Annotated in this window: 17 protein-coding genes and 1 pseudogene; 7 read left to right on the top strand and 11 right to left on the bottom strand. The window is 60.0% G+C overall.

All coding sequences use genetic code 11. The features are described from left to right. Positions 1-6: 6 nt before the first annotated feature. Positions 7-501, bottom strand: coding sequence for a GNAT family N-acetyltransferase (locus AC54XV_RS15915; RefSeq protein ID WP_032657184.1), 495 nt, complete (start codon positions 499-501; stop codon positions 7-9). Positions 502-1100: 599 nt separating this feature from the next. On the opposite strand from AC54XV_RS15915, the gene nirB reads away from it, so the two are divergent. Beyond that, positions 1101-3662, top strand: coding sequence for a nitrite reductase large subunit NirB (gene nirB / locus AC54XV_RS15920; RefSeq protein ID WP_496717070.1), 2562 nt, complete (start codon positions 1101-1103; stop codon positions 3660-3662). Continuing rightward, positions 3662-4048, top strand: coding sequence for a nitrite reductase small subunit NirD (gene nirD, locus AC54XV_RS15925; RefSeq protein WP_024642826.1), 387 nt, complete (start codon positions 3662-3664; stop codon positions 4046-4048). The genes nirB and nirD overlap by 1 nt, the downstream gene beginning before the upstream one ends. Positions 4049-4116: 68 nt before the next feature. Here nirD and AC54XV_RS15930 read toward each other — a convergent pair whose 3' ends face one another. After that, positions 4117-5115, bottom strand: a complete 999-nt coding sequence (locus tag AC54XV_RS15930; RefSeq protein WP_116830739.1) for an alpha/beta fold hydrolase — start codon at positions 5113-5115, stop codon at positions 4117-4119. A 246-nt stretch (positions 5116-5361) separates the two neighbouring features. Between AC54XV_RS15930 and AC54XV_RS15935 the strand changes: the two genes are divergently transcribed. Then, positions 5362-6291, top strand: a complete 930-nt coding sequence (locus tag AC54XV_RS15935) for a LysR family transcriptional regulator (protein ID WP_011268222.1) — start codon at positions 5362-5364, stop codon at positions 6289-6291. On the opposite strand, the gene pstB is transcribed toward AC54XV_RS15935, so the two are convergent. From pstB to pstS, 4 genes are all read right to left on the bottom strand, one after another. Next, entirely contained in the window at positions 6292-7071 is a 780-nt protein-coding gene (gene pstB, locus AC54XV_RS15940; protein WP_002553918.1) for a phosphate ABC transporter ATP-binding protein PstB, read from the bottom strand. Further along, the gene (gene pstA / locus AC54XV_RS15945) at positions 7071-7955 is read right to left on the bottom strand and encodes a phosphate ABC transporter permease PstA (protein ID WP_003407464.1); all 885 of its coding nucleotides are present in this window, start codon (positions 7953-7955) and stop codon (positions 7071-7073) included. Before pstA ends, pstB begins: the two co-directional genes overlap by 1 nt. After that, on the bottom strand, positions 7952-8947 hold the full coding sequence (gene pstC, locus AC54XV_RS15950; RefSeq protein WP_003371940.1) for a phosphate ABC transporter permease subunit PstC: 996 nt from the start codon (positions 8945-8947) through the stop codon (positions 7952-7954). The genes pstA and pstC overlap by 4 nt, the downstream gene beginning before the upstream one ends. Before the next feature lie 81 nt (positions 8948-9028). Next, positions 9029-10048 carry a phosphate ABC transporter substrate-binding protein PstS gene (gene pstS / locus AC54XV_RS15955; protein ID WP_003407468.1) on the bottom strand — a complete coding sequence of 340 codons (1020 nt, stop codon included), beginning with the start codon at positions 10046-10048 and terminating at the stop codon, positions 9029-9031. Between the two features lie 518 nt (positions 10049-10566). On the opposite strand from pstS, the gene AC54XV_RS15960 reads away from it, so the two are divergent. Both AC54XV_RS15960 and AC54XV_RS15965 read left to right on the top strand, forming a co-directional pair. After that, positions 10567-10851, top strand: a complete 285-nt coding sequence (locus AC54XV_RS15960; RefSeq protein WP_003407470.1) for a hypothetical protein — start codon at positions 10567-10569, stop codon at positions 10849-10851. 93 nt (positions 10852-10944) lie between these two features. After that, positions 10945-11247, top strand: coding sequence for a hypothetical protein (locus AC54XV_RS15965; RefSeq protein WP_011268223.1), 303 nt, complete (start codon positions 10945-10947; stop codon positions 11245-11247). Here the strand turns inward: AC54XV_RS15965 and AC54XV_RS15970 are convergent. Then, entirely contained in the window at positions 11223-12926 is a 1704-nt protein-coding gene (locus AC54XV_RS15970; RefSeq protein ID WP_011268224.1) for a VRR-NUC domain-containing protein, read from the bottom strand. The genes AC54XV_RS15965 and AC54XV_RS15970 overlap by 25 nt on opposite strands. A 168-nt stretch (positions 12927-13094) precedes the next feature. Between AC54XV_RS15970 and AC54XV_RS15975 the strand changes: the two genes are divergently transcribed. Beyond that, positions 13095-13613, top strand: coding sequence for a nucleoside 2-deoxyribosyltransferase (locus AC54XV_RS15975; protein WP_024642829.1), 519 nt, complete (start codon positions 13095-13097; stop codon positions 13611-13613). 10 nt (positions 13614-13623) lie between these two features. Here the strand turns inward: AC54XV_RS15975 and AC54XV_RS15980 are convergent, their stop codons facing one another. Next, a complete protein-coding gene (locus tag AC54XV_RS15980; RefSeq protein ID WP_024642830.1) occupies positions 13624-14526 on the bottom strand; it encodes a LysR family transcriptional regulator in 903 nt (300 codons plus the stop codon). A 106-nt stretch (positions 14527-14632) separates the two neighbouring features. On the opposite strand from AC54XV_RS15980, the gene AC54XV_RS15985 reads away from it, so the two are divergent. After that, positions 14633-15721 carry an AbrB family transcriptional regulator gene (locus AC54XV_RS15985; protein ID WP_058398212.1) on the top strand — a complete coding sequence of 363 codons (1089 nt, stop codon included), beginning with the start codon at positions 14633-14635 and terminating at the stop codon, positions 15719-15721. Positions 15722-15768: 47 nt separating this feature from the next. Here the strand turns inward: AC54XV_RS15985 and AC54XV_RS15990 are convergent, their stop codons facing one another. The 3 genes and pseudogenes from AC54XV_RS15990 to AC54XV_RS16000 form a co-directional block, all read right to left on the bottom strand. Next, positions 15769-17013 (bottom strand): D-mannose isomerase, encoded by a 1245-nt coding sequence (locus tag AC54XV_RS15990; protein WP_496717075.1) that lies wholly within the window; start codon positions 17011-17013, stop codon positions 15769-15771. A gap of 125 nt (positions 17014-17138) precedes the next feature. Next, positions 17139-18005 (bottom strand): methyl-accepting chemotaxis protein, encoded by an 867-nt coding sequence (locus tag AC54XV_RS15995; RefSeq protein ID WP_371135416.1) that lies wholly within the window; start codon positions 18003-18005, stop codon positions 17139-17141. Next, positions 17994-18764: pseudogene (locus AC54XV_RS16000) on the bottom strand (MCP four helix bundle domain-containing protein); the annotation flags it as partial. The gene AC54XV_RS15995 and the pseudogene AC54XV_RS16000, both read right to left, overlap by 12 nt. Positions 18765-18823 lie beyond the last annotated feature (59 nt).

An 18823-nucleotide genomic window follows, 5' to 3' on the forward strand; every position in this document is an offset into this window, starting at 1 on the left:
GCCCTCTTAAAGAGCGCGCTCCATATGAGTGGTGTTCCACACCGGATCGCTCTCCACATCGGTTACGGCAAAGCCCTGTTTCTCCCAGAAACGAATCGCGCCGGGCAGAAACGGATGGGTATGCAGGTACAGAACCTCGATGCCACCCGCCTCGGCATATTCCCAGAGCGCCTGACATAAGCGGCTGGCCAGCCCGTCGCCACGAAACTCCGGAGTGACGAACAGACGTACGATCTCGACGGTTCTGCGCCCGCGGTAATCGAACTGCGGGAAACGATGATCGTATGGCAGGTAGCCCACAGCCGCGATGATCTGCCCTTCACAGCGGGCGATCAGAAACTTGCCGTCCTCACCGTTCAGATACACCTGCTCGAAGCCGGCCAGATCGGGCGGAACGGTGACGGTGTCGAGCAAGGGAAAGATCCCGGCGCGGGCACGCATGACGAAATCGACGGTGTGCGGGATCTCGGCGGGGTGTACTTCAGTGATAGTGATGTTCATGAGCACTGACTTATAGAGGAGTTGCAGGGTGATACAAATGTTACGCCAGACCTGGGCTTCTGGACGCACGGCTTAACTATAGAGCAGGCGGTGCGGCGCAGAATTGTGACGCGGAGCGTCACGACAGGCATTCCCACGCGGAGCGTGAGGAACGATATGTGCCTGGAGCGACTGGGGCGCCCACAGGCAAAAACGCCGATTATCGTGAGCGGTCAATACGGCGCACAGCTTTACAGCGTAATCCCCTTGATGCGCACCAATGCAAGGCAGAAAAAATCATGCGCCTGACGCCATCGTAAACGCTGCGCAGCCTTGCGGGTATTGCCAATTCGGGCTTGAAGCGCTGCCGGCGCAAGCTGGCACAGGCCCTGCATATTACTCAACAACCCCACCATGAATGTGGTCGGGCCGCCCCGGTTGATCGACGTGGATCGCCAGTCTCGCAGAGACCAGAGGGCTATCAGGGCGCCTCCGGCAACGTGGCTCGATGGCCCCCCAGAACACCCATAAGAGAACAGGCAAAGGCGCCTGGAACCGAAAGGTTCCGGGCGCTTTTTTTTTGCTTTGAAAAACCTGATTGGCCTCGGCCGGGACTCGCTATGAACACCACAGTCTTCCCCCTCAACGATGTAAAAACCCTGATCGTCGTCGGTAATGGCATGGTCGGGCATCATTGCGTCGAGCAGTTGATCGCAGGCGGCGCACTCGAGCGTTATCGCATCCACGTCTTTGGCGAGGAAACACAGCGCGCCTACGACCGCGTGCACCTGTCCGAATACTTCACCGGCCGCGACGCCGAATCGCTGGCCATGAGCGAGATGTCTGTCTACGAACAACCCGGCCTGACGCTGCACCTCGGCGTACCGGTGCTGGAGATTGATCGTGATCGTCACGAAATCATTACCGCCGAGGGCTGCTTCAGTTACGACAAGCTGATCCTGGCCACCGGCTCCTACCCGTTCGTACCGCCTATCGAGGGCGCGCGGGGCAACTCCCGGCTGGTCTATCGCACACTCGAGGACCTGGACAGCATTCGCTATGCCGCGACGAAAGCCCGCCGTGGCGTAGTGGTCGGCGGCGGTCTGCTGGGGCTGGAAGCGGCCAATGCGCTTAAATCGCTGGGGCTGGAAGCCCATGTCGTCGAGTTCGCGCCGCGTCTCATGCCGGTGCAACTGGATGACCTCGGTGGCGCTGCGTTGAAGGCGCGTATCGAAGCGCTGGGCGTCGGCGTGCATCTGTCGCGCGCCACGCAGTCGATCAGCGACGGCAAGCAGTACCGCTACCGCATGAACTTCGCCAATGACGAGTTTCTCGAGACCGACCTGATCGTGTTCTCCGCAGGCATTCGCCCGCAAGACGCCCTGGCCCGCCAATGCGAGCTGGCGCTCGGCCCACGCGGAGGCATCGCAATCGACGAGCACTGCCGCACCAGCGACGCCGACATCTATGCAATCGGCGAATGCGCAGCCTGGAACGGCAGTGTGTTCGGCCTGGTGGCGCCCGGTTATCAAATGGCCCGTGGCGTAGCAGCGCAGTTGTGCGAACAGGATACTGACGCATTCTTCGGCGCCGACATGTCCACCAAGCTCAAGCTGCTGGGTGTGGATGTCGGCTCCATCGGTGATGCGCACGGTGCGCTGGCCGGGGCCGTCAGTTATCGCTTCATTGACGAAGCCACTGCCAGCTACCGTCGTCTGGTGGTGTCGGCCGATGGCAAGCAGGTGCTCGGCGCTGTGCTGGTCGGCGATAACAGCTATTACGACACGCTGCTGCAATACGCGCAGAACGGCATCCCGCTGCCCGCCGATCCATCGAGCCTGATTCTGCCCCGTGGCGAAGGCGCACCGACGCTGGGCGCCGACGCCCTGCCCGCCACAGCGACTATCTGCTCCTGCCATAACGTCAGCAAAGGCGCGGTGTGCTCGGCCATCGACAATGGCTGCACCGATCTGGCCGGAATCAAGTCCTGCACCAAGGCGGCCACCGGTTGCGGCGGTTGCACGGCATTGCTCAAACAGGTTTTCGAGCATGAACTGATCGCTCGCGGTGTGGCGGTCGATAAAAGCCTCTGTGAACACTTCGCTTATACCCGCCAGGAGTTGTACTCGATGGTGAGCGTCGAAGGCATCGAGACCTTTGACGAACTGCTGACTCGGCATGGCAAAGGCGCGCATGGCTGCGACATCTGCAAGCCCGCAGTCGGCTCGATCCTGGCGTCGTGCTGGAACCGCCCCATCACCGAGCCTTCACTGGTGCCGCTGCAGGACACCAACGATACCTTCATGGCCAACATGCAGAAAAACGGCACCTACTCGGTGGTGCCGCGTATTCCGGGTGGCGAAATCACCCCGGACGGCCTGATTGCGATTGGCGCGGTGGCAAAAAAATACGACTTGTACACCAAGATCACCGGCGGCCAGCGCATCGACCTGTTCGGCGCACAACTGCACGAGTTGCCGGATATCTGGAGCGAGCTGATCGAGGCAGGCTTCGAAACCGGCCATGCCTACGGCAAGTCGACCCGCACGGTCAAATCCTGCGTCGGCAGCACCTGGTGCCGCTACGGCGTGCAGGACAGCGTCGCCATGGCGCTGCGTATCGAGGACCGTTACAAGGGCCTGCGCTCGCCGCACAAGCTCAAGTTCGCCGTGTCCGGCTGCACCCGCGAATGCGCCGAAGCGCAGAGCAAGGACGTCGGTGTGATTGCCACCGAGAACGGCTGGAACCTTTACCTGTGCGGCAACGGCGGCATGCGTCCGCGTCACGCCGAGTTGTTCGCCACCGACCTGGATGACCAAACCCTGATTCGTTACATCGACCGCTTTCTGATGCTCTACATCCGCACCGCCGACAAGCTGCAGCGTACTTCGGTCTGGCGTGAAACGCTGGAAGGCGGCCTCGATTATCTCAAGGCGGTCATCGTCGACGACAGCCTGGGCCTGGCCGCCGAGCTGGAGTCGCAGATGCAACTGGTGGTCGACCGCTACGAATGCGAATGGGCCAACGCCCTCAAGGACCCGGAAAAACTCAAGCGCTTCCGCACCTTCGTCAACGACGGGCGTGCTGACCCCGACGTGCAGTTCGTCAAGGAACGCGCCCAGCGGCGTCCGGCAAAACCCGAAGAGCTGGCTCTTATTCCGTTGTTCAAGGAGGTGGTGTGATGAACGCGTCTCAGACAATACGCACCGGCGACAATGCGCCAGCGGCAGCGCAGCAGCACTGGCAGCCCCTGTGTGGACGTGCGGATCTGGTCGCCAATTCAGGCGTCGTTGCGTGGCTGGACGGCGCGCAGGTCGCACTGTTCTACCTGCCCGAAACTGCACAGGGCGAGCAGCTCTTTGCCATTGATAACCGCGATCCCAAATCGGGGGCCAACGTGATCGGGCGTGGTCTGATCGGGCAGATCGCGGGCGAACTGGTCATCGCCTCGCCGTTGTACAAGCAGCACTTTCGCCTGCACGACGGCAGCTGTATCGAATACCCGGATCAGCGGCTCGACGTCTGGCCGGTAAGACTCAAGGGTGATCAGGTAGAGATTGCCGTTTAATCGGCAGTGCCGGTCGCAGACAACCTGGTCGCTATCGGACCAGGTTGCCGCGTGGCATGACGTGCAGCTTATTGAAGCTCGGAGACCAGTGCCTTGTTGAAGCCCTGCGGGTCTTCCATCTGCGGGGCATGGCCCTTGCCCTTGAATTCCACCAGCCTGGCGCCCGGGATCATCTGCGCCACCTGCTTGCCCAGTACCTTGTAATTGCCGATCTTCGCCTTGACCTCAGGCGGGGCGATATCGCTGCCGATGGCAGTGGTATCGGCATCGCCAATCATCAGCACCGTCGGCACCTGCAACCTGGGGAACTCGTAGAACACCGGCTGGGTGAAAATCATGTCGTAGATCAACGCCGAGTTCCAGGCCACGACCTTGTGACCCGGCCCTTTGTTCAGACCGGCCAGCATGTCGACCCACTTGTCATACTCAGGCTTCCAGCGGCCATCGTAGTAAGTCTTCTGCTCATAGGCGCGAATACCGTCGGCGGTGGTCTTCAGCTCCCGTTCATACCACTGATCCACGCTGCGGTACGGCACGCCGAGTGCTTTCCAGTCTTCCAGACCGATAGGGTTGACCATCACCAGCTTCTCGGTCTGCTTCGGGTACATCAACGCGTAACGCGTGGCCAGCATGCCGCCCGTGGAGTGACCGACCACTGACACCTTGTCGAGGCCCAGTTTTTCCAGCAGCGCGTGGGTGTTCATCGACAACTGCTGGAAGCTGTACTGGTAGTGCTCCGGCTTGGTCGAGGTGCAGAAACCGATCTGATCCGCTGCGACGACGCGATAGCCCGCGGCACTCAGTCCCTTGATGGTGTCTTCCCAGGTCGCAGCGCAAAAATTCTTGCCATGCATTAGCACCGCCGTGCGGCCGTTGGCCTTGCCGCTGGGCGCGACGTCCATATAACCCATTTCCAGCGTCTGGCCCTGGGACTGGAAACTGAATTTGTGCAGCGCATGGGGGTACGTGAAACCTTCCAGTTGCTGGCCATAACCGGGCGTCTCAGCCAGTGCTGCGCCTGACAGCGTCAACGACATCAACATGCCGGCAATCTTTGCAGCCCGCATAAGGGGCACCTCCTGTAAATAGAGTCGAATTCTCGAACCGCTGACTGCACGCGGCGGACCTGCAAGTAGACCCTGTTTCCCACAACAGATTCGCCCTTTTCCTGCCAACAGAACCGTAAGCAGACGTTTCTTCACGCTGATTTCCGACGATGGCAAAATGCTGGACGCCTCCTGCCGTGCCTGCCTAGACTGGGCCGTCCGTTACAGGCCGTCGTGGCCATCCGGGTCTGACGCCAAGGAACAGCAATGAATCGAAATGAACTGCGCAAGGCCGACATCAACCTGATGGTGGTATTCGAAACATTGATGCAGGAGCGTAACGTCACCCGCGCAGCCGAAAAACTGTTTCTCGGCCAACCCACGATAAGCGCCGCCCTGAATCGCCTGCGCAGTCTGCTCAACGACCCGCTGTTCATCCGCGTCGGCCATCGCATGGAACCCACCGCACGCGCTCACGAGATTCTCAAGCACCTGACGCCCGCGCTGGACGCCATGTCCACGGCACTCAGCCTGACCACCGACTTCGATCCGTCAGTCAGCAAAATGACCTTTCGCATCGGCCTGACCGATGACGTCGAGTTCGGCCTGCTGCCGGCGATGCTCAAGGCCATCCGCGAAGAGGCGCCCGGCGTGGTGATCGTGGTCAAGCATGTCGACTACCTGAATATCTCCGAGGTGCTGATGTCCGGCGACATCACCGTCGGCGTCTGCCTGACCCGTGAACTGCCGGCCAACGCCAAGCGCAAGACCCTGCGTAACGTACAGCCAAGGCTGGTGCGCGCCGACAAGCCTGCCGGTCCCATGAGCCTGGACGAATACTGCTCGCGCCCACACGTTGTGGTCTCGCACGTCGCGAGTGTCAGCAGTTTCGCCGATGAGTGGCTGACCGCGCTGGGACGCAAGCGTCAGGTGGTGTTGTCGGTGCCGCAGTTCGCCACCCTGCCCGCTTTGATGGCCGGCACCGACATGATTTCGGGGCTGTCCGACTACGCGGCAAAGGCCATGAGCGCACTGGGTCTGCTGTATGACGAGCCACTGCCCTTCCCAACGCCGGGGCTGGACCTGTCGATGACGTGGCTGAGTGTGATGGACAGCGACCCTGCCGAGCGTTGGCTGCGCAGCAGGATCGAGGCGTTCATGGGCGAGCGCCAGGAAGCGCCCGCCCTGGCCGAATGATCAGCCGAAACGACCGGTGATGTAATCTTCGGTCTGGGTCTTGGAGGGCTTGGTGAAGATGGTGTCGGTGTCGCCGTGCTCGATCAGTTCACCCATGAACATGAAGGCAGTGTAGTCGGAGCAACGCGCCGCCTGCTGCATGTTGTGAGTCACGATGATCACGGTGAACTGCTCTTTTAGTTCGGTGATCAGCTGTTCGATACGTCCTGTGGAAATCGGGTCAAGTGCCGACGTCGGCTCGTCGAGCAGCAGGACCTGAGGACGCAGCGCGATGGTACGGGCGATGCACAGACGCTGCTGCTGACCACCGGACAGACCGGTCGCACTCTGCTTGAGCTTGTCCTTGACCTCGTCCCACAAGGCCGCGCCACGCAGGGCCTGCTCGACGCGATCTTCCATTTCCCGACGCGACAGCTTTTCGTGGTGCTTGATGGCGTAGGAAATGTTGTCGTAGATCGACATCGGGAACGGCACCGGCTTCTGAAACACCATGCCCACATGACTGCGCAGGCGGTTCATCGAATAGCCTGGCGCCAGGATGTTTTCGCCATTGAGCAGCACTTCACCGCGCGCTTCCTGCTTCGGGTACATCGCGTAGATGCGGTTGAAGACGCGCAGCAGGGTCGATTTACCGCAACCCGACGGGCCGATGATCGCAGTGATGCGCTTCTCGGGGATGGTCATGTCGATGGACTTCAACGACTTCTGGTTGTTGTAGAAAAACTCCAGACCGCGTACTTGGATCTTGGTTTTTTCGTTGGCCAGGGAAAGGTTGTTCATCAGGACGCCCTATTGCGCAGAAGAATTAAGCGAGACAGCAGACTCAGTATCAGTACGAACAACGTCATGACCAGCGCACCGGCCCATGCCAGGGAGTGCCAGTCATCGAACGGGCTCATGGCGTACTGGAAAACCACCACCGGAACACTGGCGATGGGTTTGAGCAGATCGCTGCTCCAGAACTGATTGCCGAAAGCGGTGAACAGCAGCGGCGCGGTTTCGCCGGTGATGCGTGCCAATGCGAGCAATACGCCGGTTACCACACCGGCCTTGGCTGCGCGCAGGACGATTTGCAGGGTCAGCTTCCATTGCGGCACACCCAGCGCCAGCGCAGCTTCACGCATGGTCGAGGGTTGCAATTGCATCATTTCGTCAGTGGTACGCACCACCACCGGGATCACCAGCAATGCCAGCGCCAGCGCGCCGGCAATCGCCGAAAAGCCCACCTGATGGCCTGTCACCGCGTTGAGTGGCAGAACCACGACGGTGTAGACGAACAGGCCGAGCACGATGGAAGGTGCCGAGAGCAGGATGTCGTTGATGAAGCGAACCGTGTTGCCCAGTTTGGTGTAGCGGGCAAACTCGGCCAGCCAGATGCCGGCCATCAGGCCGATCGGCGTACCGATCAGCAGGCCGATGCCGGACATCAGCACGCTGCCGTAGAACGCGTTGGCCAGACCACCCTCGGTGCCCGGCGGCGGAGTCATGCCGGTGAACAGTTGCAGGTTGAGCGCGTCGATACCCTTGATGATGGTGGTCAGCAGAATCCACACCAGCCACAGCAGGCCGAAGGCGGTGGCGCCACAGCTGAGTACCATCGCAATCTTGTTCTTGATACTGCGAACCCGATACAGGTGCTCGCTGCCGGTCACATCCTTACTCATAACCCCTCCTTACGCGAAAGGCGCGACAGCATCAGGCGTGCAAGGGCCAGCACGATGAAGGTGACGACAAACAACAGGAAGCCAAGGGCAATCAGTGCCGAACGGTGCAAGTCGGTATAGGCCTCGTTGAACTCGTTGGCAATCACCGAAGCGATCGAACTGCTCGGCATCATCAGCGAAGCCGAGAACTGATGCGCGTTGCCCAGTACGAAGGTTACCGCCATGGTTTCGCCGAGCGCGCGTCCCAACCCCAGGAACACACCGCCGACCACGGCCGAACGGGTGTAAGGCAGCACGATGTCCCAGACCACTTCCCAGGTCGTACCGCCCAGTGCATAGGCCGACTCCTTGAGGGCCACGGGCACGGTACGGAAGACTTCCTGCATCACCGAGGTAATGAACGGGGTGATCATGATCGCCAGCACGATGCCGGCGGTCAGCATGCCGATACCCAGCGGCGGCCCTTGGAACATCGGACCGATCAGCGGCAGTGCGCCAAGGTTTTCGGTGATCCACGGCGACAGGTGTTCAGCCATGAACGGGCCGAAGACAAACAGCCCCCACATGCCGTAGATGATCGAAGGGATACCGGCCAACAGCTCGATGGCCGAGGCGATCGGCATGCGCAACCACGGTGGTGCCACTTCGGTGAGAAAGATTGCAATGCCGAAACTCACCGGTACGGCGATCAGCAAAGCCAGAAAAGAGGTGACCAGGGTGCCGTAAATCGGAACCAGCGCGCCGAACTTGCCGGCGTTCACGTCCCACTCGGTGCTGGTCAGAAAGCCAAACCCGAAAGTCTGGAATGCCAGACTGCCGCCCCACAGGGTCGACAAGGCAATACAACCCAGCAAAGCAAGCACCAGCATCGCTGCAGCCTGCAATGAACGCTTGAACCACAGGTCATGACGATGATCCCGTTTGGCGCGCTTCTCGCCCTCGGACTCACCAGCGGAGACGTTAGCGGACAGGTATTGGGTGTTTTCAGTCATGTTGAGGCCACTCGCAAGGAAAAGCCCCTGTCACCGAGCCGATATCGCGGCTGATGACAGGGGTGGTACGGGTTGAATCACTTACTTGGTGAATTCCGTTTTCCAGTAGCTTTCCACGCGATCAACCAGCGATTTAGGCAATGCTACGTATTCCAGTTTCTCGGCCTGCTTCTGGCCGTTTTCCAGGGACCACTTGAAGAAGTCGAAAGCCGCGGTGCTTTTCTCTTCGTTCTTGGCTTTCTTGTACATGATGATCCAGGTGGTCGCGGTGATCGGCCATGCAGCCTCACCCGGCGCGTTGGTCATGATCAGGTTGAAGTCTTTGGCGCTCGCCCAGTCGGCGGTGTCAGCAGCTGCTGCGAAAGCCTTGGCGTCTGGTTTGATAAATTTGCCAGCCGCGTTTTTCAGCTGAGTGTAGGACAGCTTGTTGGTGGTCGCGTAGGAGTATTCGACATAGCCGATCGAACCCTTGATCTGCTTCACGTAGGCCGAAACACCTTCGTTACCCTTGCCGCCCACGCCTGCTGGCCACTGTACGGTCGAACCGAACTTCAGCTTCTCGTTCCACTCGGGGCTGACTTTGCTCAGGTAGTTGGTGAAGTTGTACGTGGTGCCCGAACCGTCCGAACGGTGAACGACGGTGATGGCGGTATCAGGCAGTTTGACGCCCGAGTTCAGCGCAGTGATTGCCGGGTCGTTCCACTTCTTGATCTCGCCCATGAAGATCTTGGCGATGGTTGGACCGTCCAGCTTCAGCTCGCCGCTTTCGACGCCTTCGACGTTGACGATCGGCACGATACCGCCGATCACGCTCGGAAACTGACCCAGACCGCCGGCCTGCAGGTCTTCTGCGGACATCGGAGCATCGGATGCACCGAAGTCAACGGTCGCAGCCTTGATCTGGGCAATACCACCACCCGAACCGATGGACTGATAGTTGATACGGTTATCCTTGCTCTTGCTGTAGTCCTGGGACCACGCCGAAATAACCGGGTAGACGAAACTCGAACCAGCGCCTGTTACATCAGTCGCGTGAGCCACACCGCTAAGGCACAGCGATGCGATCAGAAGCGACAAGCGTTTTTTAGTCAGCAGAATCACGGTAATACCTCAGTCCAGGAGATTGTGTGGTGGTCCACTTAAGGAGGCCCGAGGCGGATTTAAAACCTCAAATGTTGCTGTTTAATGACAATCCAACGAATCGTGTCCGGAGGGGAACTTTTTTGTAAGTGATTTCCTACGTCACTGGCGATGAAAACCCCTTTAAAAGCCAATGTTTACGGGCTATTCACGCTACATCAAGCCAAATAGCGTTCTGCCACCACCCATCGGATAGCGAAATGCCATTGGTGTTATAAAAATGTAAGAAAGTGTGATTTTAAGAATCGTTGTAAATGACCGAGCGGTCACGTTATAGCTAAATCAACTTAAAACTCCGCTGTTGACGGTGTTCAGGGGTGCATGAATGACCGAAAAAAGCGCGCGATCACTCTCAAGGTGGATAGCAACGGCGTAAGGCTTGATGCATGGAAGATATCTACCGTTCGTCGGGTTCGACGGCACCTATGGCCACTGGCCAATGACCAACGTGAGTACTTTAAAACAACGGAGTTAGCATCATGATCAAGACCAAACTGACTGCCCTGACCCTTGCTGGCCTGATGGCTGTAGCTTCAGGCGCCGCCTTCGCCGAGTCGACCACTACCCCTGAAACCCCGATCAACAAGAATGCGACCAAACTGCCGGGCACCAATACCCAGCCGATGGACCGCACCTCGTCCGAGACCCCAGGTGTGCAGACTGAAAGCAAGGAAGCGGCAGCCGAGCGTTCGATGAAGCACGACAAGACGACACACGGCACGCACGACAAGAGCACCCCCACTGAAAAGACCAAGACTCAGTAATCAGGCGTCTTACGCGGGCAGGACCATGCCCTGCCCGCGGGTCCACCCTTCTAGCGGCACCGTTTCAGTCCCTGTACTTACGGAGGTTGCATCATGATCAGGAATAGATTGGGGGCCATAAGCCTCGCAGCATTTTTGGCCCTCTCGGGCACCAGCGCATTTGCAGGGTCGACCGGCCCGACCAACCCGGCAGGCGACAGCCCTAAGGTCCCAGGCACCGGTACGGAAAAGAACGTCGATGGAACCAGCCCCGGCGCACCAGGCACAAGCCCCGGCACCAAAGGCATGGATCCCTTGCCCGGAAAGAACGGCAGTGCAGATGACAAGCCTCATGACTCGAAACACCCGCATGATGCAGATCACCAGGACAGTCAGGACGGGCACAAGGCCCCTTGATGGTCTGACAGGTCGCTACTGACACAAGCACTGTCGTCAGTTGCCCATTGCACGTAACACACCTCCACCGGCATGCCATGCTCGGCACAGAAGTCCAGCCAGCGCAGTTGGTTGTCCTGGAGGCGATCACCCGGCCCCTTGACCTCGATCATTCGATAACGACGCTGTTGCGGAAAGAACTGGATCAGGTCGGGCATCCCTGTCCGGTTGGCTTTTATGTCCTGCAACAGGCGACGAAACCAGCGAAGCAAGTGCGCTGCCGGCAGGCAATAGAGCGCCTGCTCCAGAAGCTCCGGCGTCAGCGCTCCCCAGAATACGAAGGGTGATTGCAGGCCGTATTTGCTTTCAAAATGCTCACGAATGGTCGCCAGGTATTCATCCGACTCCAGTTGCACCAGACAGGCATCGAATAACGCAGCCCTGCGCTGATAGAAGTCAGGGCTGTACAGGTCACTCGGCGCACTGTGAAACGGATGAAAGAATGCACCCGGCAACGGCGCAAAAATGGCTCGCCAGCACAGCAGCCCGAACAGTGAATTGATCAGCGCATTCTCGACGTAATGCACTTCCCCGCCCTGCTCGGCTTCGAGGTGCAGGCGTATCAGACGCTCGACACTCATCCCCGACACCGGCGTGACCTGCACGTCCAGCCGTGCAATGGCCCGCACCGTGCGCTTGCGCGCCGCCGCCAGGCCGAGCTTGCGTTGCAGGCGTGGCAAGACGCGTGACAGGTGCTGGACCTCCGCATCACTTTCCGGTGCAAGACGGGCCTGCTCCGCCAGCGTCAGCGCCGCTGCATACTCGGCATTGCGCTCCAGCACGCGGATTTGCCTTGAACGCGCGCCGGGGTAGCTCGACTGGCGATACACCGCCATCGCCAGAGGCCAGTCCTGGATGCGCTCGGCCTGTTGCCCGATACGGAACAGCAGTTTGCCACGACGCATCAGCAACCACGGATTGCCGCACTCGATGGCAATGACACGCTCGGCCAGCGCATGCAGCTCCAGGCAGGTTTCCAGTGCTTCCCGGCAGGCATGCAATTGCAGGCACACATCAATGTCGGCACGCTGGTTGATGCCGCGCGACTCCAGCGAGAACTCGACCTTTTCGTAGCGGTAGATACCCAGGTCAGCCAGCACGAATTCAGACCATTCCTGGTACAGATTGCCGAAGTACAGCAAGCGCAGGCGATCACACAGCGGCATGATCTTCAGGCCGAACACAGCGTCGGACAACGTCGGGTACCATTGTTCAAGGGACTGCGGCGACGGGTACATCGGCTGCAGGCGCTCGAACCATTCCTGCTTGCGCTCAGGGCCCTTGACCGCGTGGTCTTTGAAGCAGTGGCTCAACTCATCCCGACGCAGCAGCTGGAACAGCTCGCTCAAGCCCAGTGGCGGAGCGCTGTCGACCCACTCCCGCGCCAGTAGCGGCAGCACGGCGTCATGAGGATCGCCAATCTCGACATAACCGAGTTTGCTGGCCCGAAACAACACACCCTTGCGCATCACCATGCGCACCAGCAAACCCTGGGCGGGCACCGGCAATTCGGCAAACTCGCTGATGAAGCGGCGCTCGGTTGCATCGAGCAGGTCATCGTAGCGCCGGGCAATCCAGCCAAGGACCTGACGGAAGTTTTCCAGGTAATAAAACGGATTGTCGAGGGGCGAAGTATTCAAGGCCAGCGTTCACATACAAATGAGCAGACTGAACAAGGATACTGGTTATCCGTACAGATTCCAGCGCAAACGCCTGCTGAACGTGTTTCGGCCGATCAATGGCATGTATCGCGGGCTGACGGCCGGCTTTAGAATCGGCGGGATAATATCTGCAGCCGAGAGACGAATATGCACGCGCCACTGGTTTATCTCGCAGGCTTCGACGTGTTCAGGACCGACGCCGTGGAACATGGACGCTATCTCAAGGCATTGTGCGCGGCACACGGGCTTGAGGGGTTGTATCCGTTTGACAATGAGGTCACGCAGGGACGGACCGCGCACGAAACCGCGCAGCAGATTTACTCGATGAATGTCGCAATGATCCACCGCTGCTCAGCGATGCTGGTCAACCTGAACGTGTTCCGCGGCCTGGAACCGGATTCGGGCACGGCCTTCGAAGTCGGTATGGCGGTCGCACTGAATAAGCCGGTGTGGGCTTACTTTGAACCGGTAGCGTCGCTGCGCGAACTGGTTCCCCACGACGACAGAGGTCTAGACGCCAATGGTTTTATGGTTGAGGACTTCGACTTGCCGCGCAACTTGATGCTGGCCTGCAGTTGGGCGGGTACCAGCTCGACCGTGGAACTGGGCGCAGAGGCGCTGGCAAGGTACCTGAGTGGCTTTCAGGCTCTGCCGGGGAGCGGCTGAACTCAGGCTGTCACCCCCAACCCAGAAAGTCCCCGCCGTTGTCGCGCAGCATCTGCAACATGCCTTCTGCCGCAGGAGACAGATAACCGCCCTTGCGCAACGTCACACCGATGGTGCGTTTGAGGGTGGTCTGCTCGAGCGGCACCTCACGCAGGTGCTGCATGGTCTTGCCGAACTCCAGCGACTCGCGGGCAATGAAGCTCAACAGGTTGCTGCGGGCAATCAGCCCCGGCAGCAGCGAGATCGAATTCGCTTCGATCTGCACCGTCGGCAGCGGCAGGCCGTGAGCGGCGAAGGTCGCGTCGAGCCATTTGCGCGATGAAACACTCACCGGCGGCAGTACCCAGCGATACGCGCACAGGTCACTCATCTTCAACGACGGCTGGAAAATCGGATGATTCTTGCTGGCGACCACCACAGCTTCGTCCTGCAGTATGGCGAAGCTGGTGACGTCTTCGCTGTCGGGCGCCAGCGCGCAAATGATCATGTCCAGCTGACCGGAGCGCAACGATTCGCGCAGCAGGTCATCCTGACCTATCACCAGCTTCAAGGTGACGTCGGGGGTACGCTGCAACAAGGCCGAAGTCAGTTTCGGCATCAGGTATTCCGCCATCGTCGCAGCGCAGCCGACCCGTATGTTGCCCACCATGCCACTGGCGAAATCCCGAATCTCGCGCTGGGTCTGGGCGATGCTTTGCTGCAATTCCTTGCCACGCGCCTGGAGCAGCTCGCCCACGGGCGTCAACTTGATGCGTCGGCCGTCACGCTGAAACAGTCGCGTGCCGAATGATTCCTCAAGGCGCTGAATGCTTTTGGTCAGCGCTGGCTGGCTGCGATTGAGCTTCTCCGCAGCGCGTCCGAGATGCCCCAGTTCGGCAATGGTTTCGAAATAGGTGAGATCGCGCAGGTCCATATCTATCAACCAAAGTTATCAATTCATGATTATTAGAAAATAGACTTGATGAGTTGCGAAGTCGATACTGTGCGTATGTGATTTACCCCAATCAAGGAGAACGTCCTTGTCAAACGCTTCACGCTTTTCGCTTTCCTCCCTTTCCCCGCTGACTCAATGGGCGGGTCTGATCCTGATGGCCGGCATTGCCGGGCAACTGCTCAAACTGTTCGATATGCCTGCTGCGATGTTCCTCGGGCCCATGCTGGTCGCCATCGGCTTTGGTGTTTCAGGCGCCAGCATCCGTATGCCCAAGCGGGCCTTTCAACTCGGTCAGGGCACGGTCGGCGTGCTGATCGCGCATGCCATGTCGGTCAGCGTGCTGCTCACCGCCCTTCATTCATGGCACGTCATGCTCCTGGCGACGATCCTCACGGTGGTGCTGAGCGCGGCGGTTGGACTGGTGCTGGTGCGGTTTGCCGGTATCCCGAGCAACACCGCAGCCTGGGGTACTTCACCGGGCGCGGCCTCGGCAATGGTCGCGATGTCCGAGGATTACGGTGCCGACTCGCGCATCGTCGCCACCATGCAATATGTGCGCGTCGTCTGCGTGGTCACCATCGGCGCGCTGGTCAGCCATTTCATCGGCGCGCCGGATTCCGCTGCGGCCCTGCACAGCAGTGCAGCGGTACTGCCCAGCCTGAACCTTGTCGACCTTGCGCTGAGCCTGGCAGTGATTGCCGCAGGCGTGACCCTCGGCTCGCGCCTCCCGGCAGGTGCCCTGCTGGTGCCACTGATGCTGGGCGGCGCGCTGCAACTGAGTGGCGTGATGCAAATCACCGTTCCGGCCTGGTTGCTGCCCATCGCTTACGGTGCCATAGGCTGCTACGTCGGGCTGCGCTTCGACCGGCCGACGGTGCAGTACGTCTGGAGACGGCTGCCGATGATGATTCTGGCCTCATTGCTGTTGATCGTGCTCTGCGCCGTGTCGGCCTGGCTGATTGCCGTGATGATGGGCAAGGATTATCTCTCGGTGTACCTGGCGACCAGCCCGGGCGGCCTGGACACCATGGCCATTATTGCCATCGATACGCATGCCGACGTCGGTTTCGTACTGGCGATGCAGACCCTGCGCCTGTTCGGCGTGATCCTGACCGGCAGCTTCCTGGCCCGGCAGATCATCCGCCTGACCGACAAACGCATCCCTGCGCTTTGACTTCAGATTTCAGGCTTGAGCCGACAACCCAGGCTTGACCCAGTGGTTTATTCCAGTCCCGCCAGAGCGCTGGCCAGGCTTGGCGCCAAGGGCAACACCGGCAATAACGTGGCCTGATAGGCGTGGTAAAGGTCCGGCTTGCCGGGCCATATGTCTGCGCTGGGCTCGTTGCGTTCGTTCAGTTCATGGCGCCAGCTGCCATGCTCGTGATCGATGAACAGGGTCTCGTTGAACTCCCAGAAACAGCGATACCAGTCTTCATACTGCTGCTCGCCGGTACGTTGTAGCAATGCGGCGGCAGCGGCGGCCGCTTCGCAATGAGTCCAGTGCAGACGGTGACGGACCACCGGTTCGTTCTGCCAGTCGAGGGTGTAGACGATACCCGCGGCACCGTCGACATCCCAACCGTACCGGCAGGCATTGGCAAACAGTTGGCGGGCATCGTCCAGCAACCATTCGGGGTTGGCGCGTCCAGCCTGACGGCGCGCGGCCTCCAGATGCAACACCAGCCGCGACCATTCGAAGGCATGCCCCGGCGTGGTGCCGAAGGGCCGGAAACCGTCGGCCGGGTTTTCCCGGTTGTAATCGGCCAGCGGCTGCCAATCCTGGTTGAAATGCTCGATGACCTGAAAGTTGTTGGCGCCGGCATGCTCATGGATAACCCGCTCGACAATGCTCAGCGCCCGGTCGAGCCATTGCGCGTCACCCGTCACATCGGCGAGCGCAAGGAAGGCTTCGGTGCTGTGCATGTTGCTGTTGGCACCGCGATACGACTCTTCACTGCTCCAGTCCCGCGCGAATGACTCACGCATGGCGCCTTCCTGCTCGCTCCAGAAATGCGTCTGGATCACCTGGATGGCGTCGGACAGCAATGCCTGCGCACCAGGCCGCCCCGCCACCACGGCAGAGCTGGCCGCCAGTGCGACGAACGCATGCAGATAAGCCTGTTTGTCAGTCTTGCCGCCGTCTTCGAGCGCGGCACTGAACCAGCCGCCGTGCTCGGCATCGTGCAACGGTCCGCGCAGTGCGGCGATACCGTGATCGACCAGCGCAGCGCAGCCGGGAATACCCTGCGCATGCGCCATGGCAAAACAGTGGGTCATGCGTGCCGTGTTCATGGTTCCTGCGGTGGCACCGACCATCAGCCGACCGTAGTCATCAAGACTGCCAAAGCCGTTGTCCAGCCTCGAAGCCTTGGCGAAGGTCAACAGACGATTGCCTTCCAGTGCCAGCCACTGGTGATGGGCTGGCGAGCGCAGCCAACTGCTGAAGGTGTGATTATTGTTATTCATGAAGCGATGCCGCCCCCTTCGATAAGGTTGTGCCCAGACTGTACCGGAGGTCATTTCGACCGAGGGCATAATGCGCGTCCGGTCGATCGTCGGCAAGCGGACACAACCTGTATCAATGTAGGGTTTTACACCTTGAAGCGTGAGACCACCTGATTCAGATCGGCCGCCAGACGCGACAATTCATGGCTCGACGCACTGATCTGGTTGGCACCCTGAGTCGACTGCATGGACAGATCGCGAATGTTGACGATGTTGCGGTCGACTTCACGCGAGACCTGCGCCTGCTCTTCCGCCGCGCTGGCAATCACCAGATTGCGCTCGGAGATCTGATTGATCGACGAGGTGATTTCGCTCAAGGACTCGCCCGCGCCCTTGGCCAGTGCCAATGTCGAGTCGGCCCGAGCGCGGCTGGTGTTCATCGAGTCGAGCGCCTGCGCTGAACCGCTGCGCATGGCGCTGACCATCGAATCGATTTCCAGCGTCGACTGCTGGGTGCGATGCGCCAATGCGCGGACTTCGTCCGCCACCACCGCGAAACCACGGCCCGACTCGCCTGCACGTGCCGCTTCGATGGCGGCGTTGAGTGCCAACAGGTTGGTCTGCTCGGCAATCGAGCGGATCACGTCCAGCACTTTGCCGATGTCCTGCGACTGATTGGCAAGGTTTTGCACCAGCGTCGAGGTGGCCTGCACGTTGTCGGTCAGCGTCTGGATCGACTGCACCGTCTCGATCACCCGCGTCTGGCCCGCCAATGCCGAGGTACTGGACTGGTTGGAGGCGTCCGACGTGGATACGGCGTTACGCGCAACTTCCTCGACTGCCGAGGTCATTTCGTTGATCGCTGTGGCGGCCTGGTCGATCTCCGCATTCTGCTGGTTCAGCCCGCGGTAGCTGTCTTCGGTGACCGAGTTGAGTTCGGTGGCGGCCGATGCCAGTTGAGTGGCCGAACTGCCGATGTGGCGCATGGCTTCACGCAGATTGACCTGCATCATCGCCAGGGCACGCAACAGTCGGGTGACTTCGTCTTCGCCATCGACTTCGATGGTATGGGTCAGGTCGCCGTTGGCAACCTGCTCGGCGGCGGTTACTGCACGTTGCAGCGGGCCGACGATGCTGCGGGTCAGCCAGAGTGCCAGGCCGATGGTGCACAGCGCGGCAATGACCACAAAGATAATGACGATGTCGCGCGACTTGTCGTACTGGGCCCCGGCCGACTTGCCTTCCGCATCGACCTGAGTGAGATAGAAGTCGGCCAGGTCACCGAGTTGCTTGCCGGAACCGTCGACGATCTGCTTCATGTCGACCAGCAGCAGCTTGTTCAGCCCGACGCTGTCGCCCTGGCTGGCCAGTGCAAAGGAACGGTCCAGCGCACTGCGGTATTGGCCCACGGTCACCATGAACTGGTCGGTCAGCGACTTCTCTTCCGGGGTGTCGACAAAGGTCTTGAGGACAGACAGCTTCTTGTCCAGATCGCCCAGACGCACATCCATCTGACCACGGTAGGTCGGAATACTCGCAGGATCGGTGTCCAGTGCCATGCGCAAGGAAATGGTCCGAATGCGCAGCATGATTTCGCGGATATCGTTGACCACTCGCATGCTGGGCAGCCAGTTGGTCTCCACCGCCACTTCACTCTGCCGGATGGTCGACATCTGCGCCAGCGCAAACCACCCCAGCAATGCCACCAGCAGGGAAATAAGGGTAAAACCCAGACCGGCACGACGAGCGATAGTGAGTTTGCGTAGATTCATGACCACGGCTCTTTATATTTTTTGAGGGCAGTGCCCGACACGAAGTTGTCAGACAACCG

The organism is Pseudomonas fragariae (ex Marin et al. 2024) (assembly GCF_059621105.1).